This window comes from Streptomyces sp. NBC_01012, from assembly GCF_045162755.1.
GTDB lineage: Bacteria > Actinomycetota > Actinomycetes > Streptomycetales > Streptomycetaceae > Streptomyces.
In genome coordinates, this window is record NZ_CP108688.1 from 6,293,695 (window position 1) to 6,318,815 (window position 25,121).

Sequence of the window (25,121 nt, forward strand, 5' to 3'; positions counted from 1 at the left end):
TCGGTAACCTTGGGGGAGGCCGTCCCGTGGCCCGCTCCGCCCGCCCCCGTGTACCAGGAAGGTGTCCACCACCGTGGAAACCGTAAGCGCCGCCGCCCGGACCGCCCCGGCCGCAGTGATCGTCGCCATCGACGGCCCCTCCGGCACAGGCAAGTCGAGCACCTCCAAGGCCGTCGCCGCCCAGCTCGGGCTGAGCTACCTGGACACCGGCGCCCAGTACCGGGCGATCACCTGGTGGATGCTGAACAACGGCATCGATGTGTCGAACCCGGCCGAGATCGCCATGGCCGCGGCCAAGCCGGCCATCGTCTCGGGCACCGACCCGTCCGCCCCGACGATCACCGTCGACGGCGAGGACGCCTCGGGCCCCATCCGCACCCAGGAGGTCACCTCCAAGGTCAGCGCCGTCAGCGCCGTGCCCGAGGTGCGCACCCTGATCACTCAGCTCCAGCGCTCGATCGCCGAGGAGGCCGAGCGGGGCATCGTCGTCGAGGGCCGCGACATCGGCACGACCGTGCTGCCCGACGCCGACATCAAGATCTTCCTGACCGCGTCCCCCGAGGCGCGCGCCGCCCGCCGCAGCGGTGAGGTCAAGGGATCCGACCTGGCCGCCACCCAGGAGGCGCTGATCAAGCGGGACGCGGCCGACTCCGGCCGCAAGACCTCTCCGCTGGCCAAGGCCGGGGACGCCGTGGAGGTGGACACCACCGACCTGACCCTCACGCAGGTCATCGAGTGCGTCGTCACCCTCGTCGGGGAGAAGCAGGCCGCGAAGTGACCCGATCCACCGCCGCTCCGACGCTGCGCGGAGCGGCCGTCGGACGCGGGATAGGTATCGGGCTCATGTACGGGCTGTTCAGGCCCCGTGTGCTCGGCGCGTGGCGCGTGCCCGCCTCGGGACCCGTCATACTCGCGGTGAACCACGCGCACAATCTCGACGGACCGATGCTGATGGGCACCGCGCCCCGGCCCGTCCACTTCCTGATCAAGAAGGAGGCGTTCGTCGGCCCCCTCGACCCGTTCCTCCGTGGAATCGGGCAGCTGAAGGTGGACCGTACGACCGTCGACCGCAACGCCATCACGCAGGCACTCGGCGTGCTGGACGACGGCGGGGCGCTCGGGATCTTCCCCGAGGGCACCAGGGGCGAGGGCGACTTCGCCTCCCTGCGCGCGGGGCTCGCGTACTTCGCGGTGCGCGGCGGGGCGCCGATCGTCCCCGTCGCCGTCCTGGGAAGCACGGAGCGCCGAGGACGGTTGATATCGGCACTGCCTCCGCTGCGCAGCCGCGTCGACGTCGTCTTCGGTGACGCCTTCGAGGCCGGCGACGGCAGCGGGCGGCGGACCAGGAAGGCGCTGGACGAGGCGACGCTGCGGATCCAGGGGGAGCTGACCGCTCACCTGGAGCACGCCAGGCGTCTCACCGGACGCCTGTGACACTTGAGTAGTGGGCCGCGCGATCGTGGCCCATCGATGATGATGCAAAGAGGAACGGACTTCATGAACGACCAGATTCACTCCGAGGGCTCGGACCACGAGCACGGAGCACTTGGCGATGCCGAGTACGCGGAGTTCATGGAGCTCGCCGCGCAGGAGGGGTTCGACCCCGAGGAGGTCGAGGGCGCGATCGGTGAGGCCGGTCATGGACCGCTTCCCGTGCTCGCCGTCGTCGGCCGCCCGAACGTCGGCAAGTCGACCCTGGTGAACCGGATCATCGGCCGGCGCGAGGCCGTCGTCCAGGACAAGCCCGGCGTCACCCGCGACCGCGTCAGCTACGAGGCCGAGTGGGCGGGGCGCCGCTTCAAGGTCGTCGACACCGGCGGCTGGGAGCAGGACGTGCTGGGCCTCGACGCCTCCGTCGCCGCCCAGGCCGAGTACGCCATCGAGACGGCCGACGCGGTCGTCTTCGTGGTCGACGCCACCGTCGGCGCCACCGACACCGACGAGGCCGTCGTCAAGCTGCTGCGCCGGGCCGGCAAGCCCGTCGTCCTCTGCGCCAACAAGGTCGACGGGCAGAGCGGCGAGGCCGACGCCACCGCCCTCTGGTCGCTGGGCCTCGGGGAGCCGTACCCCGTCTCCTCCCTGCACGGCCGTGGCACGGGCGACATGCTCGACGCGGTCCTGGAGGCCCTGCCCGAGGCGCCGGCGCAGACCTTCGGCACCGCGCTCGGCGGCCCGCGGCGTATCGCGCTCATCGGCCGTCCGAACGTCGGCAAGTCCTCCCTGCTGAACAAGGTCGCCGGTGAGGACCGCGTCGTCGTCAACGCCCTGGCGGGCACCACCCGCGACCCGGTCGACGAGCTGATCCAGCTCGGCGGGACCACCTGGAAGTTCATCGACACGGCGGGCATCAGGCGCAAGGTCCACCTCCAGGAGGGCGCCGACTACTACGCCTCGCTGCGTACGGCCGCCGCCGTCGAGAAGGCCGAGGTCGCCGTCATCCTGATCGACTCCAGCGAGTCGATCAGCGTGCAGGACCAGCGCATCGTCACCATGGCGGTGGAGGCCGGCCGTGCCGTCGTGGTCGCCTTCAACAAGTGGGACACGCTCGACGAGGAGCGCCGCTACTACCTGGAGCGCGAGATCGACACGGAGCTCGCCCAGGTGGCCTGGGCCCCGCGCGTGAACGTCTCGGCCGCCACGGGCCGGCACATGGAGAAGCTGGTCCCCGCGATCGAGACCGCGATCGAGGGCTGGGAGACCCGGGTCCCCACCGGCCGGCTGAACGCGTTCCTCGGTGAAATCGTCGCCTCCCACCCGCACCCGGTGCGCGGCGGCAAGCAGCCCCGCATCCTCTTCGGCACCCAGGCGGGCACCAAGCCGCCGCGGTTCGTCCTCTTCTCGTCCGGCTTCCTCGAGCACGGCTACCGCCGCTTCGTCGAGCGCCGTCTGCGCGAGGAGTTCGGCTTCGAGGGCACGCCGATCCACATCTCGGTGCGCGTGCGCGAGAAGCGCGGCCGCAAGAAGTGACCTGAGGGCATACGACGAAGCCCCGGACCCACCGCGCGGAGCGGAGAGGCCGGGGCTTCGTCGTACGTGCTCAGGAGTCCGTGGAGCCGGGCGGCAGCGCCGCGGGGCGGGCACTGCCGGCATGCCGTCCGACCCGCTGCCAGGAGCCGGGGTTGCCGCCGCCCGAGCCATGGCCCTGGGCGTTCGCAGCCGTACGGCCGCTCAGCGGTGCACGGCTGCCGAACATCCCGATGCCGAACGTTCTGAAGCCGAGATTCTCCTCACCGGTGCGGTCCCCCGGAAGCGCCCGGAACGATCGCCTGTACTCGGAGTACAGCGCGTCGTAGATCGGGGTGGGGGACTTACCGCCCGAGGGGTCCTGCGACGGGCGCATGGCCGGGATCGGGGTCTGCTGCTGGCGAGGAGGGTCGTATGAGTGCACGTAGGTGCCAACGAACTCGACCGCCGTCGGATGCGGGCCGGGCGGAGAAAACGCTGTTCGGCGGGCGGGGGAGGACGACGCGGGCACGGTCAGGTCCCGGCGAGCGGCATCGTCGCGGCGACCAGGAGGCCGTTGACCGCTGCCTTGTCCAGCGCGTCACGGAGCAGGTCCTCGCGCGGCTGCTGGCCGATGGAACCGGCCGGTGCGGCGAAGACCAGCACGCTCTGCGCCTTGTTGGCGGCCGTCCGCCAGCCCTCGGTGACCTGGAGCGGCTGATGTGCCTGCCACCAGGCGACCGGGCTGCCACCGCCGGCGCCCGGCTGGAGCACCGCGTGCAGCTGGCCCATGGCGAGGAGGACCGACCAGCCGGGGAGGACACCGGGCAGCCGGTTCAGATGGGGCGTGGGCTGGAAGCCCTGCTCCAGCAGGAGCTGGAGGAACTGGTCCCCGCCGGTGCCGTCCGTGCCCGGGCGGGCGATCGGCCCGGTCGGTTCCACGACCAGGGCGGGGCGCAGGTCGTCGTCGATCAGTACGAGACCGCTGGTGATACCGAGGACGGCCTGTTCGGGCATGAGACCCTCCGGATTCTCCGGCTCGCTGCCGGTGATGGAGCGCACGGCGCCCTGGAGCTGGTCCTCCGCGACCTGGACGACCTGCGAGGGGATGCAGGACGCGTGGGCGAAGGCGAGCACGGCGGTCTCGTCCCCCACGAACAGCACCGTGCTGGTGCGTTCCTGGTCGGAGTCGCCGGGGGTGCGGCACGAGGTGCAGTCGTAACTGCCTGGGGCACTGTCGCCGACGAGCAGCCGGTCGGCTTCGGCATCGCCGATCTCGGCGCGTACGTCCTCGCTGACGTCGAGCATGCGCGGCACGGGTGGCTCCTCGAACTCGGTGCGTGGGCCGGGAGGTTCCCGGCTCATGAAGAGACAACGGAAGACCCGGGGCAGGGGTCACGCGCGAATCGGGAGATTGAGACCGAGGGGTGAATCGCGCAGGCGATCCGGAGTCGAACATTCCGCGTAGGAGCTCCAATATGGGGGCTTTTGTTCGAAAGGTCGCCGATGTGTGCGACGTTCCTGTGGCTTCCCTGTGCGGTGCCGACGCTGCCGGCCGGGGCGGCCGTGGTGCATGCGCTGCGTTACAAGGCCGATGAGGCGTCCGTGGGGGTGTGCCAGGGGTGCGGGGTGGAATGTAAGGCACGCATAAGGGCGAGTGAATTCGAGGTGGCGCGCCGGTATATTCTTCTTTTCCGGACTCCCGGAAAGAGGATCACGCGCAGTAATCGCCCTCCTTTGATTTACTCCCCGCGGCACTTCGGAAGTGCTTTCCTTCGGTGTTTCTCAATTCAGGCCCTGTGCCACAGTCCTGTGACACAAGCGTGACAGCCGAGGTACACGGGGATGCATCGGGACCCATGGTCACCAGCGCTTCCGCCGCGGCGGAAGGCGGCCTACGGTGAGGGGCATGGCACCTGTACCGACCCCTCCCGCCCAGCCGGACGACACCCCCGACTCGTACGTAGGCCTCGACGCAGAGACGGCCGAACGGCAGGCCAGAGCGCGTGGCTGGAGCACGGTCCGGGCCCTTCCCCCGGGCACCGTCATCACCATGGAGTTCCGCGGCGGACGCATCAACTTCGAGGTGGAGGCCTCGGAGGTGACCCGCTGCTGGATCGGCTGAACCCGCAGCGGGGAAGGCCCCGACGAGAGAAGGCCCCGACCGGAGTCGGGGCCTTCGTCGCGCGCGGGAGGCGGACTCACGCCCGTCCCCTCGCAGGTCAGGGGGCGACCGGGCCGCCCGCCACCGGCCGTGTCCCGCCGCCCGCGCTGCTCCTCGGGGTGCGGTCCGCGTGCGGCGGGCGACGGGAGACGGCCGGTGCGGGCGGCGTGCGCTCCGGGCGTACGGGGTGTGCCGGGTGCGCCCGGGCCCTGGCAGCCGTCCCCGGATGCCCCCCGGCTCCGGTGGCGCCGGGTGCGGGGCCGGCGGAGCCCGTGGCCTCCTGAGCGGCTTCCTGGGGGACTTCCCGCGCGGCCTCCTGGGCGCCCTGTGCGGTCGCCTCGCCGCCCAGCGGCAGCAGCACCGGCTCCGGTGTCACGGGAGCCGGCCGAGCCGGCGACCTGAGCCTGCGGCGGGTGCGCCACTGCTCGCGCACCGACAGGATCCAGACCTCGGTGCGCGTGATCAGCGGCTCGAACCAGGGCAGGGCGAGCAGGATCAGCAGGCCGGCCGCCCAGCCCAGCAGGACGTCGCTGAGCCAGTGGGTGCCGATGTAGACGGTGGTGAGGCCAACGCCGAGCGAGACGAAGGCCGAGGCGGCCGACAGATAGCGCCTGGCCCGCGGTGTGGTGGCCAGGTAAGCGAGGATTCCCCAGGTCACCACGGCATTGGCGGTGTGTCCCGAGGGAAATATATCGCCGCCGGCGAAGAGTTCGGCCGAGCCGATCTGGGTGGCGTAGTGCGGGCCGAGCCGTCCCAGGCCGAGCTTGACCGCGCCCACGGACAGATTGAGCAGCAGCAGGGAGGCGCCCAGGGTGAGCAGCGGGCGCAGTGTGTGCTGGCGCCAGGAGCGCCACCCCAGCCAGGAGGCGACCATCACGGCCGTGGGGCCACGCTGGCCGAGCACGACGTAGTAGTCGAGGAAGGCGTGGAGCTGCGGCCACTGCTGGTAGGGCCGGAACAGCATGACCTTCCAGTCGAGGGCCACCAGCCAGGACGAGGTCAGCACGGCGACGACGATGGCGAGATAGAACGCCAAAGTCCCGCCGAAGAGAGCGATGCGGTGACGACTCATCCGCGGGGCCTCTATCTTCGGCGGTTCCGGCTCCCGGTCCAGGCGGGCAAAGATGTCGGTACGCACGCAAAGGACGTTACAGCGAGTGAGTGAGCGATCCGGCCGATCCCGCGTCTTTGTGATGACGATGTGATGTGGACTTTGTCTCAGACCGGTATCCATTCCCGGTGCGCCGAGGAATGTTTTCGGCCTTGCTCCTATTAGTTCCGGGCGCTATTCGTAGAAATGTTTGAGTGTCGATGAAATGGCGCAGCGTGACCGCGCCGGGCGGACGCGGCGCCATTCGGGGGAGCCGCCGGCCGATGCGCCGACGTGCCTGCGCCGCCCCTGGGCGGGGCTCCATGCGTCACCCCGCCCAGGGGCGGCCGGGTGGCGTACGCCACACTCGATGGCTCCGTACGTATGAGGTGCGCCACGTGTGGCCATCGGGGACTCGCGTACGCTGACGGCTCACTCGCCCGTCGATGCCGGGCCCGTGGGGACGGCCGTGAGCCCGATCCCCCGGCGGGTCCGCCGAGCGCGAGGGACTCATTGTGGGAGGTACGTACATGACCGGGACGTCCACGGCCGTGAGCAGGCTGCGCACAACAGCCGGCGGTGCCAACCGCTGGGCCGTCCTGGTCGTCCTCTGCCTCAGTCTGCTGCTCGTCGCGCTCGACGCGACCGTGCTGCACGTCGCGGTCCCCGCCGTCACCGCCGACCTGCGGCCCACCGCCGTCGGTCTGCTGTGGATCGTGGACGTCTACCCGCTGGTCTGCGCCTCGCTGCTGATCCTCTTCGGCACGCTCGGCGACCGGATCGGCAGACGGCGCGTCCTCCTCCTCGGCTACGCGCTCTTCGGCCTCGCCTCCGCGCTCGCCGCGACGGCCGGTTCGCCCGGTGTCCTGATCGCGGCACGTGCGCTGCTCGGTGTGGGCGGCGCGATGATCATGCCGGCCACGCTGTCGATCCTGCGCCAGATCTTTCCCGACCGTCGTGAGCGAGCCCTGGCCATCGGCATATGGACCGCGGTCGCCGCCGTCGGGGCCGCGACCGGGCCGGTCATCGGCGGCTTCCTCGTCGAGCACTACTGGTGGGGTTCGGTCTTCCTGATCAACATCCCGCTCATGGTGCTGATACTGCCCGTGGCGCGCCTGCTGCTGCCCGAGTCCCGCGGCGGGAGCGACGGCCCCTGGGACGTGCTCGGCGCCCTGATGGCGGCGGCCGGTGTGCTCGGGGTCGTCCTCGGGATCAAGCGGATCGGCGGCGGCGAAGGGCCGGCGCACCCCGCCACCTTCCTCCCGCTGCTCGCCGGGGTCGCGCTGGTCGTCCTCTTCGTCCGCAGACAGAAGCGGCGTGCGCACCCGCTGATCGACATCGCGATGTTCTCCCGGCCCGCCTTCACCACGGCGGTCGGCTGCATCGTGCTCGCCATGCTGGCCCTGGTCGGCCTGGAGCTGATCGCCGTCCAGTACCTCCAGCTGGTGCTCGACCTGACTCCGCTGGAGACCGGACTGCGGCTGCTGCCGCTGACCTTCGCCGCGATGGCGGCCGGCGCCACCGGCTCGTACACCCTGAGCCGCGTCGGTCCCCGCCGGATGGTCGGCTGGGGCTTCGTGCTGACGGCCGCCTCGGTGCTCCTGCTGACCCTGATGGGCCAGCAGGACCGGCCCGCGCTGCTGACCGCCGGCTTCGTGCTGCTGGGCTTCGGCCTGCAGTCCACGCTGTTCGGGGCGTACGAATCGATGCTGAGCGAGGCCCCGGCCGAGCGGGCCGGCGGTGCGGCCGCGATCGGCGAGACCGCGTACCAGCTGGGCGCCGGCATGGGGATCGCCCTGCTCGGCAGTGTCATGAACGCGGCCTACGCGCCCGGATTCGCCCGGCTCGACACGAGCGCGGGCGTGCCCGCGTCCGCCGAGTCGGCCGCCTCGCATTCGCTGGGTGAGGCCTACCAGGTGGCCGGCCGGCTGGGCGGACACGCGGGCGACCTGCTGCGGAACACGGCCCGGCACGCCTTCGTCGACGGCCTGCACCTCACCCTGCTGGTCAGTGCGGGCCTCCTGCTGCTCGGGGCGCTGGCGGCGCTGCGGCTGCCGCGCGTCATGGACTGTTCCCCGGCGAAGGCGGAGGAGGCCTGCCCGGAGGAGGCCAGCCCGGAGGAGGCCAGCCCGGAGGGGGCGGCCGTGGTCCCTGAGCGGACGGCCGGCCCCGGGGCTGCCGGGCCGGCGTCGCGTGGTGAGCGCCGTCCGCTCCCGGCAGGCGTCCAGGCCCACCGGGTCCCCCGTCCGGGCCGGCGCGCACCGGCCGAGGCCACCGGCTCTGGACGATCGGCACGCTGAGCCGTAACGTCGGCACGGCGCCGTAACTACCACTGCTAGTTTTAGTACCGTGGCGCGTTCCTCTACCGTGCGAGCCGCCGGAGGCACCCATGTCCACCACCGAGTCCGCGAAGCCGACAGGATCCCGGAAGGGCGGGCCGTTCGATCCGGGTGACCCCCTCGGCATCGACGACCTCCTCGCCCCCGAGGACCTCGCGATCCGCGACACCGTGCGCGCCTGGGCCACCGACCGGGTCCTCCCGCACATCGCCGAGTGGTACGAGAACGGCGAGCTCCCCGGTATCCGCGAGCTGGCCCGTGAGCTCGGCTCACTCGGCGCGCTGGGCATGTCCTTGCGGGGCTACGGCTGCGCCGGGGCGAGCGCCGTCCAGTACGGCCTGGCCTGTCTGGAGCTGGAGGCCGCCGACTCCGGCATCCGCTCCCTGGTCTCCGTGCAGGGCTCGCTCGCGATGTACGCCATCCACCGCTTCGGCTCCGAGGAGCAGAAGCAGCGCTGGCTCCCCGCGATGGCGGCCGGCGAGACCATCGGCTGCTTCGGTCTCACCGAACCCGACCACGGCTCGGACCCCGCGGGGATGCGGACCTACGCCGAGCGGGACGGCGATGACTGGATCCTCACCGGCCGTAAGATGTGGATCACCAACGGTTCGGTCGCGGGGGTCGCCGTCGTCTGGGCCCAGACCGACCGGGCGGGCGGCGGCTCGGGGATCCGCGGTTTCGTCGTGCCGACGGACAGCCCCGGCTTCTCCGCGCCCGAGATCAGGCACAAGTGGTCGCTGCGCGCCTCGGTCACCAGCGAGCTGGTCCTGGACGGCGTGCGGCTGCCCGCCGACGCGGTCCTGCCCGGGGCCACCGGGCTGCGCGGCCCGTTGAGCTGTCTCAGCCACGCGCGCTACGGAATCGTCTGGGGCTCCATGGGCGCGGCGCGCGCCAGTTTCGAGGCGGCGCTCGACTACGCGAGGTCCCGTGAGCAGTTCGGCCGGCCCATCGCCGGATTCCAGCTCACCCAGGCCAAGCTCGCCGACATGGCCCTCGAACTGCACAAGGGCATCCTGCTCGCCCACCACCTGGGCCGCCGGATGGACGCCGGCCGGATCCGTCCCGAGCAGATCAGCTTCGGAAAGCTCAACAACGTGCGGGAGGCGATCGAGATCTGCCGTACCTCGCGCACGATTCTCGGGGCCAACGGGATCTCGCTGGAGTACCCCGTGATGCGGCACGCGACGAATCTCGAGTCGGTGCTCACCTACGAGGGCACCGTGGAGATGCACCAGCTGGTGCTGGGCAAGGCGCTCACCGGCCTGGACGCTTTCCGGTAGTCCGGCGAGCGCCTCGCTCAGCTCTGGTTGAAGAAGCCGTCGGCCGGCCGGCCGACGGCTTCGCCGTTGACCACGTGGGTGTGGGCGGGGGACAGCAGGAAGACCCGGGTCGCCACACGGTCGATCGAGCCGTGCAGGCCGAAGATCAGTCCCGCGGCGAAGTCGACGACGCGCTTGGCGTCGCCGGGGTCCATCGCCGTGAGGTTGACGATCACCGGCACACCGTCCCGGAAGAGCTCGCCGATGGCGCGCGCGTCCCGGAAGCTGTCCGGGGTGACGGTGGCGATCCGGCGGCCCTTGTCCTCGGCCTTCTCGGAGGCGACCCGCACGCGGGGGTCCGTCACCCATGGCTGATTCGTGCCGGTCTCCGCATCCTCGGAGTACTCGTCGTCGTAGTACCGCTCGTCGTTGTCCTCCACGAGGCCCAGCCAGGCGCTCGCCTTGCGCACCGATCCCATGGACGCCTCCTCTCACCGCGGTTCGTTGGTCTTCGCTATCTCTTTCCTATCCCTATGGTCGTCCATGATGCGGATACAGCGCCAAGGGGATTGGCGCCGCACAGGCGATTCGTGACGTTACTGGTGCAGAACATGTGGCGATTCGTCAGGGTTCGTACCACATAGGGGGGCTTGCGGAAGGAAAATATGATGCACCCGTCCGTCCGGGTGACATGGGGGGCGTACGGGTGAACGGACCGCTCGATACGATGCGAGCCACGCAGGAGTACGAGCGCGGCTCGTCGTATGAACGCCTACCGGGGGATCGTCGTGTTCGGAATCGTGAGGCCGTGTACCCATCGGCTGTCCGAAGGGCTCAAGGCGGAGTGGATGGCTCATCTCTGCGGGCTCTGTCTCGCCCTTCGCGCGGACCATGGACAGTTCGCCCGGGTCGTGACGAACTACGACGGCCTGATCATCTCGGTCCTGACGGAGGCTCAGTCCGAGCGCACCGCGGGGCAGCGGCGCACCGCGGGCCCCTGTCCGCTGCGCTCCATGCGGACGGCGCCGGTCGCCCGCGGTGAGGGTGCGCAGCTCGCCGCCGCCGTGTCGCTCGTGCTGGCGTCCGCGAAGGTGCGCGACCATGTGGCCGACCGGGACGGGTTGTTGAAGCGGCGCCCCGTGGCCGCCGCTGCCCGCCGGGTCGCCGCGGGCTGGGACAGGGCGGGGGCGCGCACCGGCGCGGAGCTCGGCTTCGACACGGCGGTGCTGGTCGACGCCGTCGACCGGCAGACCGGAATCGAGTCGCTCGCCGGACCCGGCACCCCGCTGCTCGCCGTCACCGAGCCCACCGAGACGGCGACGGCCGCGGCCTTCGCGCACACCGCCGTACTCGCGGGCGCTCCGCAGAACGCGGAGCCGCTCGCCGAGGCGGGCCGGCTCTTCGGACGGCTCGCCCATCTGCTGGATGCCGTGGAGGACCGCGAGGCTGACGCCGCGTCGGGTGCCTGGAACCCGCTCACCGCGACCGGCACCCCGCTCTCCGAGGCCCGCCGGCTGTGCGACGACGCGCTGCACGGTGTGCGCCTGGCGATGCGGGACGCGGAATTCACCGACAGCGCGCTCGCCCATGTGCTCCTGGTGCACGAGCTGCGGCGTTCCGTGGACCGCGCCTTCGGGGCCGCGTCCTGCTCGCACCGGCAGGACGGGCAGCCATCGGGGTCCTTCGGCCCGCCGCCCGGGAATCCGTACGCACCGACGCCCGGCGGCCCGTACGGCCCTCCCGGTCCGCCGCTGCCGCCCGAGCCGCCCCGCAACCGGCGTGGCCTCATCGCGGGCTGTCTCGTCTGGGCCGGACTCGCCTGCACCTGTCAGATGTGCTGTGCGAGCAGCTTCAACGACCCGTGGAGCGGCCAGGCGCGCGAAGGGCTCTGCCACAAGTGCGACTGCTGCGACTGCTGCGACTGCTGTGAAGGATGCGGCGAGGGCTGCAACTGTTGCAGCAATTGCTGCGACTGCTGTGACGGCTGCGGATGCGACTGCTGACGGGACGTCAAGCAGCCGCACCCCGATGACGGCTCACTTGATCTCGGGCGGTGAGATCTGCGAGGTCTCGATCGCGGACCCGGTGGTGCCCCACTTCTTCAGGATGCGGTCGTAGGTCCCGTCGGCCTTGAGGCCGTTGACCGCGGCCTGGAAGGCCGGTGCCAGCGGGGTGCCCTTCTTGAAGACGAAGCCGACATCGAGGCGCTTGTACTCGTTGAGGAAGCGCAGCCCCTTCAGCTGGGCCACGCCGTAGCGCAGCCCGTTGATCGTGTTCATCACGATGTCGCTGCGGCCCTGCTGGAGCGAGATCCAGACGGCGGACGGATCGGCGTACGTCTTGACCTCGTACGGCTTCCTGCCCGCGTCCTCGCACAGCTGATCGTTGTCGTCCAGGGTCGCCTCGAAGGTCGTCCCCGCACCGGTGGCGACGGTCAGGCCGCAGAGCTGCGTGAGGTCGGTGACCTTCTTCAGGTCGCTGTCGTCACGGACGGCGAAGCCCTGACCGTCGTTGATGTAGGTGACGAAGTCGATGGTCTTCCTGCGCTCGTCCGTCACCCCGAAATTGCCCGTGCCCAGGTCGTACTTGCCGCTGCCGAGTGCGGGAAGGATCGCCTCGAAGGCGGCGACCTCCCGCTTCGGCTTCAGCCCGAGCGCCTTGGCCACCGCGTCCGCGAAGTCGACGTCCACCCCCGCGAGCGTCTTCCCGTCCTCCAGATAGGCGGCACCGCTGGGAGGCGAGCCGGCGGCGGCCGCGATCGTCAGGGTGCCGGCGGTGCGCACCTTCGCGGGCAGCAGCTTCGCCGCGTCCTCGTTCTTCTTCACCGACGAGACCACGTCGGTCGTCGGGATCTTCCCCTGCTCCGCGGATCCCGCACCGGCCGCGGAGGTCGCGGGGTCGCCCGACCCGCAGGCGCCGAGCGCGAGAGCGGTCACGGTGATCAGCGCGAAGGCAGCGGTCTGCCTGGTTCGGGGCATGACGGAGTTTCTCCGGATTCGTCGACCCCGCTCCGGTGCCTGGGCAGCACGGAGCGTCGGGGCGGGAGAGCAGCTGTTACGAGGGGAGGGCCGAGCGACGTCGAGTACGCGAAGGAACGCAGGGAAAGCCGCTCAAGCGCCGGCAAGGGCGCGAGCGGGAGAAAGGGAAACGCAGGGCGTCAGCTCAACAGGAGCAGGACCACACGCGACCGAAGTCGATGTGGGAGCGAGTGACCAGCCACAGCTGCGAATACATGGAGCAAGTGGAACAGTCATCCGGTGACACGTCAACCGAAGTGAGATCTACGGCTCACACTGTGGACAAGCTTGACAACCGCACCGTCCGGCGCTTTTCTCGGAGGCGGACCGGCGCTGAGGGGCCCGGTCCACGTCGTATGTCGCGTTGAAGGCACGCCCCGTGTTCGATCTCTGCATCCACGGAGCCTTCGTATGTCCGCGCAGACCGAATTCCACACCCCGTCACCTCCCGTCCCGCCGCGCGAACCTGCCGGGGACGACGCCCCTCGCATCGTCCCCGTACGCCGAACCGGCCAGTGGGCGGCGGCCGTTGTCGTCCTGCTCCTCCTCGCCGGAGCCCTGGTGTCCGTCGTCCGTAACGACGCCTTCCAGTGGGACGTCGTCGGCGCGTACCTCACGACCGACTCCGTGCTGCGCGGCCTCGGCCTCACCCTGTGGCTCACCGGCCTCGTCATGGTGCTCGGCTTCGCGCTCGGCACCCTGCTCGCGGTGTTCCGGCTCTCGGACAACCGGGTTCTCCAGGCCGTGAGCTGGGGTTACGTCTGGCTGTTCAGGTCGACCCCGATCCTGGTCCAGCTGCTCTTCTGGTTCAACATCGGCGCTCTCTATCCGCAGATCCTCGGCGTCGACACGGTCAACCTCCTCAGCCCGATCGCCGTCGCCGTCATCGGCCTCACGCTCCACGAGGCCGCGTACGCCGCCGAAGTGGTCCGCGGCGGCATCCTGTCCGTCGAGCGCGGACAGCTGGAAGCGGCCCAGTCGCTCGGCCTCGGACCCTGGCGCCGGCTCCGGCGGATCGTGCTGCCCCAGGCCATGCGCTCCATCGTGCCGCCCGCCGGGAACATGCTGATCGGCACGTTGAAGGGCACCTCGATCGTCAGCATCATCGCCGTGCAGGACCTGCTGTACTCCGCGCAGCTCGTCTACCACCGCACCTACGAGGTCATCCCGCTCCTGCTGGTCGCCACCCTCTGGTACGTCGTGATCACCTCGCTGCTGTCCATCGGCCAGCACTACGTGGAACGCCACTACGCACGCGGCACGGCAGGTGCCAGATGAGCGACACCCCGACGCTCGTCGTCATAGGCGGCGGGCCCCGTGGCACCGGCGTCATCGAACGCATAGCCGTCAACGCCGCCGAGCTGTACGGCGACCGGACCCTGGACATCCACATCGTCGACCCGTACCCGCCGGGTGGCGGCCGGATCTGGCGGCAGGAACAGTCCCCGCTGCTCTGGATGAACTCCATGGCCGAGGACGTCACCATGTTCACCGACGACACCGTTCAGCTGGACGGCCCCGTGAACCCGGGCCCCGCGCTGCACACCTGGGCGGCCGACGTCCGCGAGGGGCGGGCCACCGTCACCGCCGACCCCGAGGTCCTGGCGGAGATCCACGGCCTTCGGGGCCAGGGCTTCCCCAGCCGGCGGCTGCAGAGCGCCTATCTGCGCTGGGTCTACGAGAAGGCCGTCGCGGCCCTCCCGCCAGGCATCACCGTGCATGAACACACCGGCCACGCCCTGCGCGTCTCCGGGCCCCGCGGCGGCAGGCAGCGGATACACATCCAGGGACGCGCCGAACCGCTCGCCGCCGACCTCGTCGTCCTCACCGTCGGCCACCTCGACTCCGAACCCGAGCCCGAACAACAGGAGTTGGCTGCCTTCGCCGCCCGTCACGGGCTGGTCCACCTGCCGCCTGACTTCACCGCGGACACCGACCTGTCCGCCGTGCCCGCGGGGGAAGCCGTGCTCGTACGCGGCTTCGGTCTCGCCTTCATCGATCTGATGGTGCTGCTCACCGAGGGCCGCGGCGGACGGTACGAGGACGGGGTCTACATCCCCTCCGGCAGGGAGCCCGTCCTGTACGTCGGATCGCGGCGAGGCGTCCCGTACCACTCCAAGATCGGCTACTCCTGGCAGGGCGAACGGCCGCCCCTGCCACGCCACTTCGGTGCCGACCAGGTTCAGGAGATCCTGAAGAGGCCGGGCCCCGTGGACTACCGGCGCGATCTGTGGCCGCTGATCGCCAAGGAGTTGGGCCACGCCCACTACCACCGGCTCTTCACCGCCCACCCCGAGCGCACCACCGTGGACCTGGGCGACTTCGAGGAGAAGTACGCCGTAGCCGAGCCCGGCAGCCCGGAACTCGCCGCGCTCGTCGCATCGGCCGTCCCCGACCCGGCCGACCGGCTCGACCTCGACGCCCTCGACCAGCCGCTCGACGGGGTACGCCACGACTCGTACGACTCGCTCCAGGACACGCTGCGCGCCCACATCACCGCCGACATCGAACGCCGGCACGACCCCGCGCACAGCTCCGACCTCGCCGTGTTCCTCGGACTGCTCTCCGTCTACGGACAGCTCATCAGCATCGGCGACATCGGCCCACGCTGGCACGGCTTCTTCAACCACCTGGCCTCCGGGCCTCCCGGGCCCCGGCTGCGCCAGCTCCTCGCACTCTCCGAAGCCGGTGTCGTCCGCTTCCTCGGCGCCGGCATGACCGTCGAGTCCGACGAGGAACAGGGCGTCTTCCGCGCCCGCAGCACCACCGTGCCCGGCGCGTCCACCGAAGCCCGCGCCCTGGTCGAGGCCCGGCTGCCCGACCCCTCGCTGCGCAGGACCCGCAGCGCGCTGCTGAGCGCGCTGTACGAGGACGGGGCGGCCGGCACCGACACCGGACTGCTCTCGGTCGACCCGGGAGACAGCCGGATCCTGGACACCGAGGGCCGCCCGCACCCGCGCCGCTTCGCACTCGGCCCCTACACCACCGCGCGCAACAGCGGTGCCTTCACCCGGCCGCGCACCGGCGGCGCGGCCTTCCGGCAGAACGACGTCACCGCCCGCGCGGCCCTCGCGTTCCTGCGCGACCTCTCCTGTCGGGACCGCCTCACCGCGTGAGCACGGCCCCCTTGTTCGTATGTTCGTACCGCTGTCGCAGAAGGAACCCCCGTCATGTCGCTGACCAGCGATCCACCCGTCCGCCCACCGGCCGAGACCGGTCCGGCCGATGCGAGGGCCGCCGACGACCACGCGGCCCTGAAGGTCGTCCCCCTGCGCCACCCCTGGCGCTGGGTGGCCGTCGTGACCACAGCCGTGCTGCTCGCCCAGTTCCTGAACGGCCTGGTCACCAACCCCGGCTGGGAATGGGACATCTTCGCCCGCTTCATCACCACCGAGACGATCCTCCACGCCGTCTGGATCACCCTCCAGCTGACCTTCTACGGCACGGTGATCGGCTTCGCGCTCGGCATCGTCCTGGCCTTCATGCGGATGTCCCACAGCCCCTTCCTCAAGGCGGTCTCCTACGCCTACATCTGGGCGTTCCGCTCGATACCGCTCATCGTCCAGCTGCTGTTCTGGTTCAACCTCGCCTACCTCTACAAGGAGCTCCGCTTCGGCATCCCGTTCGGGCCGGGATTCTTCTCCTTCGACACGATGAACCTCGTCGGCGCGATGAGCGCCGCCGTACTCGGACTCGCCCTGCACCAGGCCGCGTACGCGGCGGAGATCGTCAGGGGCGGCATCCTCGCCGTGGACAGCGGCCAGTCGGAAGCGGCCGCCGCGCTCGGCATCCCACGGCTGCGGCAGCTGCGCCGCATCGTGCTGCCGCAGGCGATGCGCTCCATCCTGCCGAACGCCGCCAACGAGATCATCTCCCTCTTCAAGGGCACCTCGATCGTCTCCGTGATGGCGATCGGCGAGCTCTTCTACCAGGTCCAGGTCGTCTACGGCCGCAACGGCCGGGTGGTGCCGCTGCTCATGGTCGCCACGGCCTGGTACATCCTGCTGACCAGCGTGCTCTCCGTCCTCCAGTACTACGTCGAACGTCACTACGCCAAGGGGGCCGTGCGATGAGCGCACCCACGCTGGAATCCGCCGGACCCGAGGCCATGGTCGAGATCCGCTCCGTCCACAAGAGCTTCGGCCCGCTCGAAGTGCTCCGCGGCATCGACCTGTCGGTGCGGGCCGGCGAGGTCACCGTCGTCATCGGCCCCTCAGGATCGGGCAAGTCCACCCTGCTGCGCACCATCAACCACCTGGAGAAGGTCGACCGGGGCTGGATCAGCGTCGACGGCACCCTCGTCGGCTACCGGAGGTCCGGGAACAAGCTCTACGAGCTGCGCGAGCGCGAAGTCCTGCGCCAGCGCACCGCGATCGGCTTCGTCTTCCAGAACTTCAACCTCTTCCCGCACCTCACCGTCCTCGAAAACGTCATCGAGGCTCCCGTCTCGGCGCTCGGCCACCCGCGCAGGGCCGCGGTCGCCGCGGCCGAGAAGCTCCTTGCCCGGGTCGGCCTCGCCGACAAGGCCGGGACCTACCCCAAGCAGCTCTCCGGCGGGCAGCAGCAGCGCGTCGCCATCGCCCGCGCCCTCGCCCTGGAGCCGAAGCTGCTGCTCTTCGACGAGCCGACATCGGCGCTCGACCCCGAGCTCGTCGGCGAAGTCCTCGACGTCATCAAGGACCTGGCCGACGGGGGCACCACGATGATCGTCGTCACGCACGAGATCGGCTTCGCCCGCGAGGTCGCCGACACCGTCGTCTTCATGGACGAGGGCCGGATCGTCGAACAGGGCACGCCCGCCGACGTACTCGACCGCCCGGTCCAGGAGCGCACCCGCGCCTTCCTCTCCAAGGTCCTCTGACCATGTCCCCGCAGCCCATGTCCCGGCAGCCAAGGAGCAGTCACGTGTCCGTCAGCCGTACCCTCACCGTCGCCCTCGCCACCCTCACCGCCGCCGGGCTGCTCACCGCCTGCGGCACGAGCGACGGCTCCGAGGACGTGATCCGGGCCAAGGGACAGAAGGACTCCGACCCCGGCATCAACATCGGCCCCGACCAGCACCGGATCAGAGGCAAGAAGGTGGACGCCGTGGCGGCCCAGGTGCCGGCCGCCATCCGCAAGCGCGGCACGCTACGGCTCGGCCAGAGCGCCGACAGCTCACCGCCACTCGGCTTCTACGCGACGGACGACAAGACGCGGATCGGCGCCGACATCGACCTGGCGATCCTCATCGCCGACACGCTCGGCCTGAAGCCGGTGTCCGAGCAGGTCTCCTGGGAGAACCTCTTCGTCGGCCTCGACAGCTCCAAGTTCGACGCGGTCCTGTCCAACGTCACCGTGACCGAGGAGCGCAAGGAGAAGTACGACTTCGCCACCTACCGTCTGGACAACATCGCCTTCGAGGCGAAGAAGGGCTCCGGCTGGAAGGTGAAGGGACCGGCCGACGTGGCGGGGAAGACCATCGCCGTCTCCTCCGGCACCAACCAGGAGAAGATCCTCGTCGACTGGAGCGAGGAGAACGTCAAGGCCGGTCGGAAGCCTGTGGAGATCAAGTACTTCCAGAACATCACCGACTACTACATCGCCCTCCAGTCCGGCCGCATCGACGCCTACCTCGGCCCGAGCCCCTCCGCCAACTACCACGTGGCCACGGCCGGCCAGTCCGAGGTGGTCGGCACGCTCTCCGGCGGAGGCGAGGGCATCCAGGGGAAGATCGCCGCCACCACCAGGAAGGACAGCGGCCTGGTCGAGGCGTACGGCGCCGCGATCGACCACATCATCGAGGACTGCTCGTACGCCGAGGTGTTGAAGCGCTGGGGCCTGTCCGACGAGGCCGTGAAGAAGTCGGAGATCAACCCGCCCGGACTCCCCAAGACCGAGAACTGACCCCGAGAGGTCCCGCATGTCCGCCACCAGGCCACTCCATCTCGCCGCCGAGATCGGCGGCCCGCCGCGCTACGACGCCGGCTCCCACGTCGCGCTCGCCCGCCTCGCCGAGGAGGGCACGCTCGACTACGTCACCCTGAGCGATTCCTTCAACCGCCCAGGACCCGACGCGCTCGCCGTGCTGGCCAGGGTCGCCCCGGCCACCACACGCATCGGTCTCGTACCGACCGTCACCACCACCCACACCGAGCCCTTCCACGTCTCCTCCGCCGTCGCCACCCTCGACTGGGTCAGCAAGGGCAGGGCCGGCTGGCAGGCCGATGTGTCGACGACCGAGGCCGAGGCCCGGCTCTTCGGCCGGCGCCGGGCCGCACCCGGCGCCGCCCTCTGGCAGGAGGCGGGCGAAGTCGCCGACGCCGGGGCCAGGCTGTGGGACAGCTGGGAGGACGACGCGGAGATCCGGGACGTCGCCACCGGCCGCTTCATCGACCGGGACAAGCTCCACTACATCGACTTCGAGGGCAGCACCTTCTCCGTCCGCGGCCCGGCCATCGTGCCCCGGCCCCCGCAGGGCAGGCCCGTCACCGTCATCGACGGCACGAGCGGCCCCGCCCAGGAGACCGCCGCACGCCACGCCGACGTCGTCCACGTACGGGCCACCTCTCCCGAACAGGCGGCCTCCTTCCGCGAGGACCTGCGCCGCAGCGCCGCGGCCCACGGCCGGGACCCCGACGGCCTGCGCGTCCTGGTCACCCTCACCGTCGACCTCGGGGACGCCGAGAAGACACCCGAACCCGGCCTCGAGAGCGGTCCGCCGCTGGCCGGGCGGGGGACGTACTTCAGGGGCGGCCCGGTGGACCTCGCCGATCTCATCGCCCGGTGGCACCGGGGCGGGGCCGTGGACGGCTTCCACCTCACCCCCATCACACCCGAGCGTGACCTGGAGAGGATCGTCAACGGAACGGTGGCGCTGCTCCAGCACCGCAGCCTGTTCCGCACCTTCTACCCGGGCGGCACACTCCGCGAGCACCTCGGGCTCGGCAGGCCCGCCAACCGCTACGCGCTCGCGAGGACCTCAGGGGAGAGCTCATGACACAGACGCCGAAGCAGATGCACCTCGCCGCCCACTTCCCGGGCGTCAACAGCACCACCGTGTGGGCGGATCCACGCTCCCGCAGCCAGATCGACTTCACCTCCTTCGAGCACCTGGCCAGGACCGCCGAGCGCGGGAAGTTCGACTTCTTCTTCCTCGCGGAAGGGCTGCGGCTGCGCGAGCACAACGGCCTCATCCACGACCTGGACGTGGTCGGCCGTCCCGAATCGCTCACCGTACTGAACGCCCTGGCCGCCCTCACCGACCGGCTGGGACTGGCCGCCACGGTCAACGCCACCTTCAACGAACCGTACGAACTCGCCCGGCGTCTCGCGACGCTCGACCACCTCAGCGACGGGCGGGCCGCATGGAACGTGGTGACCTCGTCCGACGCCTTCACCGGCGAGAACTTCCGCAGGGGCGGCTATCTGGACCGGGCCGACCGGTACACCAGGGCAGCCGAATTCGTCGCCACCGCACGGGAGTTGTGGGACTCCTGGAACCCGGACGGCACATCGCGGCCGTTCACACACTCGGGGCGGCACTTCGACATCTCCGGTGAGTTCACCGTCCCGCGCTCGCCGCAGGGGCACCCCGTCGTCATCCAGGCAGGGGACTCCGACGAGGGCCGCGAGTTCGCCGCATCCGCGGCCGACGTCATCTTCACCCGGCACGGGACCCTGGAGGCCGGCCGGCAGTTCTACGCCGACATCAAGGGGCGCCTCGCGAAGTACGGCAGGCAGCCGGGCGACCTGAAGATCATGCCGGGGGTCACCGTCGTCATCGGCGACACCGACGCCGAGGCCCAGGAGAACGCCGCGGAGATCCGTCACCAGCAGGTGTCCCCGCAGAACGCGATCCTCGCGCTCGAACAGATCTGGGGCCGCGACCTCTCCTCGTACGACCCCGACGGGCCCCTCCCCGACATCGATCCCGATCCCGCATCGACCCTGGTCCAGGGGCGGGTCCGGGTCGCTGACCCGCTGGCCGCCGCCGCGCGGTGGCGGGCGCTCTCCGCGGCCAAGGGGCTGTCCATCCGTCAGACGGCCATCGAGTCCACGGCCAGGCAGTCCTTCATCGGTTCCCCGGCGACGGTCGCCGCCGAACTGGAGAAGTTCGTCGCCACCGATGCCGCCGACGGTTTCATTCTCGTACCCCATCTCACCCCCGGCGGTCTCGACGGCTTCGTCGACCGGGTCGTCCCGCTCCTCCAGGAACGCGGAGTCTTCCGCTCCGAATACACGGGCTCCACGCTGAGGTCGCACCTCGGTCTGCCCCGGCCGGTGTGGAAAAGTTGACCGCATGAGCACGGACGCACAGCAGAACAGCGAGGAGTTCCACGCCTGGCAGCGCTGGCACGAGCGGCGCATCGTCGCCGTGGCCGCGCCGCACGGCCCGCTCTCCCTCACGGGTACGCACTGGCTCGCCGAGCACCCGGAGGGCCGAATCCCGGCCGTACCCGGACTGTGGCGCGAGGAGGACGGCGAGGTGCTGCTCATCGCCGGCCCCGAGGACGGGCTGACCGTCGACGGGAAGCCACTGGCCGGCGAGGTCCGCCTCGGCGCCGACCGGGGGCCCATCGACAGCTCCCGGGTGGCGCAGGGCGAGCGCCGGCTGACCGTGCTGAGCAGGGAAGGCCTCTGGGCGGTGCGGGACTTCGACCCGCAGTCCCCGGCCAGGCAGGCGTTCCGGACGATCGACGCCACGCCGTACGACCCGAAGTGGTCGCTGGACGGCACCTTCCGGCCGTACGACTCCGACCGGAGCATCCGCGTCGAGAACGCCGACGGGCGCGAGCGGGGGCTGGGACTCTCGGGCGAGATCGCCTTCACCCTGGACGGCACCGGGCACACCCTCCAGGTGGCGGTCGAGCCCGACGGTTCGCTCTGGGCCGTCTTCGCCGACACCACCAGCGGGAAGGGCAGCTACCGCTTCCGCTTCCTGCGGCCGGGGGTACCCGACGGCGAGGGCGGGGTACGGATCGACTTCAACCGCACCCTGCTGCCGCCGTGCGCCTTCGCCGACCACTTCATCTGCCCCTTCCCGCCGCCGGGCAACACCCTGACGGTGGCGGTCCCGGCGGGGGAACGGAACCGTATCGACGGCTGAGGCCGCCAGTTCCGGACGCGGGGGCGCCGCCTGCGCAGCCTGATCCACCTGCGCCACCTGCGCCGCCGCGTCCGAAAAGGCACCCTTGCGCGGCCGTTCGGCGCACCCCGATACTCCCGAACAGCGCCCGTCAGGAATGCGACACATCCGGAATGCGCACACTTTCCGGAACGACGCCGTGCTCCATGACCGCGCCTCACGGGCCCTGCCACCCCACAGGCGGGCCCCCGATTCCCCTCGGGAGGAATGACAAGTGAGGATCAAGCGCACCGACACCACGGCCCCCCGCAGCCGCGGCCCGGCGAGACGCAGCCGGATCGCGGCCGTCACCGCGGGCCTCGCCGCCGTCGCCGCACTCACCGCCCCCGCCGCCGTCGCCGACCAGACAGGGACAGCCGGAACCTACGGCGCGGACCAGCTCAAGGCGGTGGGAGAAGCCGTGCTCGACGCCGATGTCGCGGGCACCGCCTGGAACGTCGACCCGGCGACCGGACGCCTCGTCGTCACCGCTGACAGCACTGTCCCGCAGACGGAGATCGACAGGATCAAGGAGTCCGCGGGCGCCGACGCGGGAGCCCTGCGCATCGAACGCACCCCCGGAAGGTTCAGCAAGCTCATCTCGGGCGGCGACGCCGTGTATGCATCCAGCTGGCGCTGCTCCCTCGGCTTCAACGTCCGCAGCGGCGACACCTACTACTTCCTGACGGCCGGTCACTGCACGGACGGCGCCGGCACCTGGTGGTCCGACTCGGCCGGGAACGCGGTGCTGGGCACGACCTCGGGGTCGAGCTTCCCTGGCGACGACTTCGGCATCGTCCGCTACACCGACCCCTCGGTCACCAAGTCCGGCACCGTCGGCGACCAGGACATCACCGGCGCGGCCCAGGCCACCATCGGTATGGCCGTCACCCGGCGGGGCTCCACCACCGGCATCCACAGCGGCACCGTCACCAGCCTCGACGCCACGGTCAACTACGGCAACGGCGAAGTGGTGTACGGGCTGATCCGCACCAATGTGTGCGCCGAACCCGGGGACTCGGGCGGCCCGCTCTACTCGGGCGACCAGGCGATCGGTCTCACCTCCGGCGGCAGCGGCGACTGCTCGTCCGGCGGGACGACCTACTTCCAGCCGGTCACCGAAGCACTGAGCGCGTACGGCGTCAGCGTGTTCTGACCCCGCCCCGCACGGCCGCACTCCCGTGAGCCCCCGCCCGAGCCCGGCGGGGGCTCCCGTTGGGCCCACGGTTGTTGAGAAGATGTCAGGACGGTCGGTCGCAGAGGTACCACGGGGGGCGGACGCTGAGCGGTCCGGAGGGATGCCTCCCGGAGGCCCCCGCAGACACCAGGGGGTTCCAGGTCCGTGAAACGCATCGGAGTGACCGGTCACCGCTCCATTCCCCAGGCGGCGCAGGAGCAGGTGCGGGAGGGGCTGAGGGCGGCGCTGTGCGGACACGAGGGCTCCCTCGACGTGCTCTCCAGCCTGGCGGTCGGCGCAGACCAGCTCTTCGCCGACCTCGCACTGGCGCACGGCGCGGAGCTGACCGTGGTCATCCCCAGCGGGGACTACGAACAGGGCTTCGCCGACGACGCGGAACTCGCGCGCTACGAGGCCCTCAGGGCCAGGGCCGCCCGCGAGATCCGGCTCGACTACCCGTACTCCACCGACGAGGCCTACTACGCGGCGGGCGCCTACATCGCCGACCACTGCGACCGGCTGCTCGCGGTCTGGGACGGCCTGCCCGCCCGGGGCCTCGGAGGCACCGGCGACATCGTGACGTACGCCCGCAGCCTCGGACGGCCGGTCACGGTCATCTGGTGCGAGGGCGTGGAGCGCGGCTGAGCCCGCGCCCCCGGCGCCCACGCATTGCTCACATCCGGTGTCTGACCAGCCAGTCCGTGTGCTCCGGGGAGACGATCCGCTCGGTCTCGAAGACAGCGGCGGCCCACTGCCGCTCGGTGAGACCGGTCTCCATCGCGGCCTGCATGCTCTCCAGGTCGTCCTCGACCAGGGAGTGCGCGGTCACCAGCGGATGATGACGGCGCATCTCGTTCCAGGCGAGGCAGGCGGCCGCCGCGGCGGAGAACGTCCCGGTGAGCGCGAACGACCCGGCGTCGCCGAAGGTCCGCAGCACGGCGAGGACCAGCGCCGGGAGCGTGAGCGCGGCGATGGTGCTGGACCAGACGAGCGCCCCACGCCGGGACACCAGCCTGCGCCTGCGGTACCAGCGCCGCTGCTCGATCAGCCGGTCCCTGATGTAGGTCTCCTTGCGCACGGTGAACGCCTTGTCCCGTAACTCCCGCATGGAAGCGGTGATGAGGCCGCCGCCCGAGTCCTCCAGCTCCTCCCGCGGATCGTCCCACCCGACTTTCCGCAACTCCTGGAGCCCCTCCTCCAGCCGGCTGGCGAACACCGCCTCGGGGTGCTGGACGGCCGAGTCGAAGGGGGAGCCGTGGACCGCGTAGCGCCAGCAGTTGGACTTGATGAACTCCGCTGCGGAGCGGTTGAGTTGCCAATGCGACTTTGCTTTGCGGCGGGAGGCGAGATAGGTCGTGATCAGGACACCCAGGTAGGCCAACACCGCGATACCATCGAGGAGTTGGAAGCCGGACCCGACCTCGACCCGCCAGGGCAGCGCGGCGGGCACGGTGCCGAGCACGAGCAGGGCGAGCTGGCCGCGGGTGGTGTTGACCGCCTCACGCCGGCGTGCGACGGCGACCGCGTCGGTGTGGTGGAAGAGTGCGGGCAGATCAGCGCTCCTGAAGACCATGCTCCGCAGTGGTCCGGGAATCGCCGCCATGTTCACCCCTGTATTCGATGTAGTGGTCACCCCGGCTCTTGCGTGAATGGGTTCCGGTCCATTTGGAGTAGTTCCGCAAATCGCTCGGGTTACGGCTGTACGAGTCGAGTTGCACACCAGGGTCATGAGAGTAAAGTCGTGCCGCCGGACACTGCAATGGTGCAGGTGCCGGTGCTGATTCCGTGTCCGGAACGAGCCCATCAAGGACGGCCGTGAAGACCTACGATTCCACCCCGAACTTCGCTGTCGCGAAGCGTCGTCTGCCTCTTGCGAAGATCGACGCATCCGGCAGTGCAGCAGCCAGGAAGATCGGCCGCGTGCTCGCGACGACAGGCGGTCGCCCGACCCAGATCTCGACATTCAACTCCTCGCTGTAGCAAGGGCGGGGCTGTCGGTGCCGTAAAGCTGTAGGAATTCCACCCG

Annotated in this window: 24 protein-coding genes; 18 read left to right on the forward strand and 6 right to left on the reverse strand. The window is 70.6% G+C overall.

The window, feature by feature from the left end; genetic code table 11:
- Positions 1 to 61: 61 nt before the first annotated feature.
- The 3 genes from cmk (at position 62) to der (ending at position 2,967) form a co-directional block, all read left to right on the forward strand.
- Positions 62 to 778, forward strand: coding sequence for a (d)CMP kinase (cmk, locus tag OG623_RS28330; RefSeq protein ID WP_406150317.1), 717 nt, complete (start codon positions 62 to 64; stop codon positions 776 to 778).
- Entirely contained in the window at positions 775 to 1,434 is a 660-nt protein-coding gene (locus OG623_RS28335; RefSeq protein ID WP_406150318.1) for a lysophospholipid acyltransferase family protein, read from the forward strand. Before cmk ends, OG623_RS28335 begins: the two co-directional genes overlap by 4 nt.
- A 63-nt stretch (positions 1,435 to 1,497) precedes the next feature.
- Positions 1,498 to 2,967: a ribosome biogenesis GTPase Der gene (der, locus tag OG623_RS28340; RefSeq protein WP_406150320.1), complete on the forward strand. Its 1,470-nt coding sequence runs from the start codon at positions 1,498 to 1,500 to the stop codon at positions 2,965 to 2,967.
- Between the two features lie 70 nt (positions 2,968 to 3,037).
- Here the strand turns inward: der and OG623_RS28345 are convergent, their stop codons facing one another.
- Together OG623_RS28345 and OG623_RS28350 are read right to left on the reverse strand one after the other, a co-directional pair.
- Complete coding sequence (locus OG623_RS28345) at positions 3,038 to 3,340, reverse strand: hypothetical protein (protein WP_406150321.1); 303 nt, start codon at positions 3,338 to 3,340, stop codon at positions 3,038 to 3,040.
- A 137-nt stretch (positions 3,341 to 3,477) separates the two neighbouring features.
- The gene (locus tag OG623_RS28350; RefSeq protein ID WP_406150322.1) at positions 3,478 to 4,260 is read right to left on the reverse strand and encodes a hypothetical protein; all 783 of its coding nucleotides are present in this window, start codon (positions 4,258 to 4,260) and stop codon (positions 3,478 to 3,480) included.
- Positions 4,261 to 4,852: 592 nt separating this feature from the next.
- Here OG623_RS28350 and OG623_RS28355 point away from each other — a divergent pair.
- A complete protein-coding gene (locus OG623_RS28355; RefSeq protein WP_406150323.1) occupies positions 4,853 to 5,068 on the forward strand; it encodes an I78 family peptidase inhibitor in 216 nt (71 codons plus the stop codon).
- Between the two features lie 97 nt (positions 5,069 to 5,165).
- On the opposite strand, the gene OG623_RS28360 is transcribed toward OG623_RS28355, so the two are convergent.
- Entirely contained in the window at positions 5,166 to 6,245 is a 1,080-nt protein-coding gene (locus tag OG623_RS28360; protein ID WP_406150324.1) for a phosphatase PAP2 family protein, read from the reverse strand.
- A 482-nt stretch (positions 6,246 to 6,727) separates the two neighbouring features.
- Between OG623_RS28360 and OG623_RS28365 the strand changes: the two genes are divergently transcribed.
- Together OG623_RS28365 and OG623_RS28370 are read left to right on the forward strand one after the other, a co-directional pair.
- Positions 6,728 to 8,497, forward strand: coding sequence for an MFS transporter (locus OG623_RS28365; RefSeq protein WP_406150326.1), 1,770 nt, complete (start codon positions 6,728 to 6,730; stop codon positions 8,495 to 8,497).
- Between the two features lie 89 nt (positions 8,498 to 8,586).
- Positions 8,587 to 9,816, forward strand: a complete 1,230-nt coding sequence (locus OG623_RS28370) for an acyl-CoA dehydrogenase family protein (protein WP_406150327.1) — start codon at positions 8,587 to 8,589, stop codon at positions 9,814 to 9,816.
- A gap of 17 nt (positions 9,817 to 9,833) precedes the next feature.
- Here the strand turns inward: OG623_RS28370 and OG623_RS28375 are convergent, their stop codons facing one another.
- Positions 9,834 to 10,274 (reverse strand): cell division protein SepF, encoded by a 441-nt coding sequence (locus OG623_RS28375; RefSeq protein ID WP_406150328.1) that lies wholly within the window; start codon positions 10,272 to 10,274, stop codon positions 9,834 to 9,836.
- 285 nt (positions 10,275 to 10,559) lie between these two features.
- On the opposite strand from OG623_RS28375, the gene OG623_RS28380 reads away from it, so the two are divergent.
- Entirely contained in the window at positions 10,560 to 11,798 is a 1,239-nt protein-coding gene (locus OG623_RS28380; RefSeq protein WP_406150329.1) for a DUF5685 family protein, read from the forward strand.
- Positions 11,799 to 11,831: 33 nt separating this feature from the next.
- Here the strand turns inward: OG623_RS28380 and OG623_RS28385 are convergent, their stop codons facing one another.
- Positions 11,832 to 12,773: an ABC transporter substrate-binding protein gene (locus OG623_RS28385; RefSeq protein WP_406150331.1), complete on the reverse strand. Its 942-nt coding sequence runs from the start codon at positions 12,771 to 12,773 to the stop codon at positions 11,832 to 11,834.
- Between the two features lie 450 nt (positions 12,774 to 13,223).
- On the opposite strand from OG623_RS28385, the gene OG623_RS28390 reads away from it, so the two are divergent.
- The 10 genes from OG623_RS28390 to OG623_RS28435 all read left to right on the forward strand — a co-directional run bounded on the left by OG623_RS28390 (position 13,224) and on the right by OG623_RS28435 (position 23,740).
- Positions 13,224 to 14,090, forward strand: a complete 867-nt coding sequence (locus OG623_RS28390; RefSeq protein ID WP_406150332.1) for an amino acid ABC transporter permease — start codon at positions 13,224 to 13,226, stop codon at positions 14,088 to 14,090.
- Positions 14,087 to 15,928, forward strand: a complete 1,842-nt coding sequence (locus tag OG623_RS28395; RefSeq protein ID WP_406150333.1) for an FAD/NAD(P)-binding protein — start codon at positions 14,087 to 14,089, stop codon at positions 15,926 to 15,928. Before OG623_RS28390 ends, OG623_RS28395 begins: the two co-directional genes overlap by 4 nt.
- Positions 15,929 to 15,982: 54 nt before the next feature.
- On the forward strand, positions 15,983 to 16,885 hold the full coding sequence (locus OG623_RS28400) for an amino acid ABC transporter permease (RefSeq protein WP_406150335.1): 903 nt from the start codon (positions 15,983 to 15,985) through the stop codon (positions 16,883 to 16,885).
- A 35-nt stretch (positions 16,886 to 16,920) separates the two neighbouring features.
- The gene (locus OG623_RS28405) at positions 16,921 to 17,673 is read left to right on the forward strand and encodes an amino acid ABC transporter ATP-binding protein (RefSeq protein WP_406152031.1); all 753 of its coding nucleotides are present in this window, start codon (positions 16,921 to 16,923) and stop codon (positions 17,671 to 17,673) included.
- 44 nt (positions 17,674 to 17,717) lie between these two features.
- Entirely contained in the window at positions 17,718 to 18,698 is a 981-nt protein-coding gene (locus OG623_RS28410; RefSeq protein ID WP_406150337.1) for an ABC transporter substrate-binding protein, read from the forward strand.
- A 16-nt stretch (positions 18,699 to 18,714) separates the two neighbouring features.
- Entirely contained in the window at positions 18,715 to 19,791 is a 1,077-nt protein-coding gene (locus OG623_RS28415; protein WP_406150338.1) for an LLM class flavin-dependent oxidoreductase, read from the forward strand.
- Positions 19,792 to 19,808: 17 nt separating this feature from the next.
- A complete protein-coding gene (locus OG623_RS28420) occupies positions 19,809 to 21,089 on the forward strand; it encodes an NtaA/DmoA family FMN-dependent monooxygenase (RefSeq protein ID WP_406152033.1) in 1,281 nt (426 codons plus the stop codon).
- Between the two features lie 4 nt (positions 21,090 to 21,093).
- Positions 21,094 to 21,900, forward strand: a complete 807-nt coding sequence (locus OG623_RS28425; protein WP_406150339.1) for a DUF1684 domain-containing protein — start codon at positions 21,094 to 21,096, stop codon at positions 21,898 to 21,900.
- Positions 21,901 to 22,153: 253 nt separating this feature from the next.
- Complete coding sequence (locus OG623_RS28430; RefSeq protein WP_406150341.1) at positions 22,154 to 23,074, forward strand: S1 family peptidase; 921 nt, start codon at positions 22,154 to 22,156, stop codon at positions 23,072 to 23,074.
- Between the two features lie 186 nt (positions 23,075 to 23,260).
- Positions 23,261 to 23,740 (forward strand): hypothetical protein, encoded by a 480-nt coding sequence (locus tag OG623_RS28435; RefSeq protein ID WP_406150342.1) that lies wholly within the window; start codon positions 23,261 to 23,263, stop codon positions 23,738 to 23,740.
- 28 nt (positions 23,741 to 23,768) lie between these two features.
- Here the strand turns inward: OG623_RS28435 and OG623_RS28440 are convergent, their stop codons facing one another.
- Entirely contained in the window at positions 23,769 to 24,668 is a 900-nt protein-coding gene (locus tag OG623_RS28440) for a DUF4231 domain-containing protein (protein ID WP_406150344.1), read from the reverse strand.
- A gap of 242 nt (positions 24,669 to 24,910) precedes the next feature.
- Between OG623_RS28440 and fxsA the strand changes: the two genes are divergently transcribed.
- Positions 24,911 to 25,075 carry an FxSxx-COOH cyclophane-containing RiPP peptide gene (fxsA, locus tag OG623_RS28445; protein WP_406150345.1) on the forward strand — a complete coding sequence of 55 codons (165 nt, stop codon included), beginning with the start codon at positions 24,911 to 24,913 and terminating at the stop codon, positions 25,073 to 25,075.
- Positions 25,076 to 25,121 lie beyond the last annotated feature (46 nt).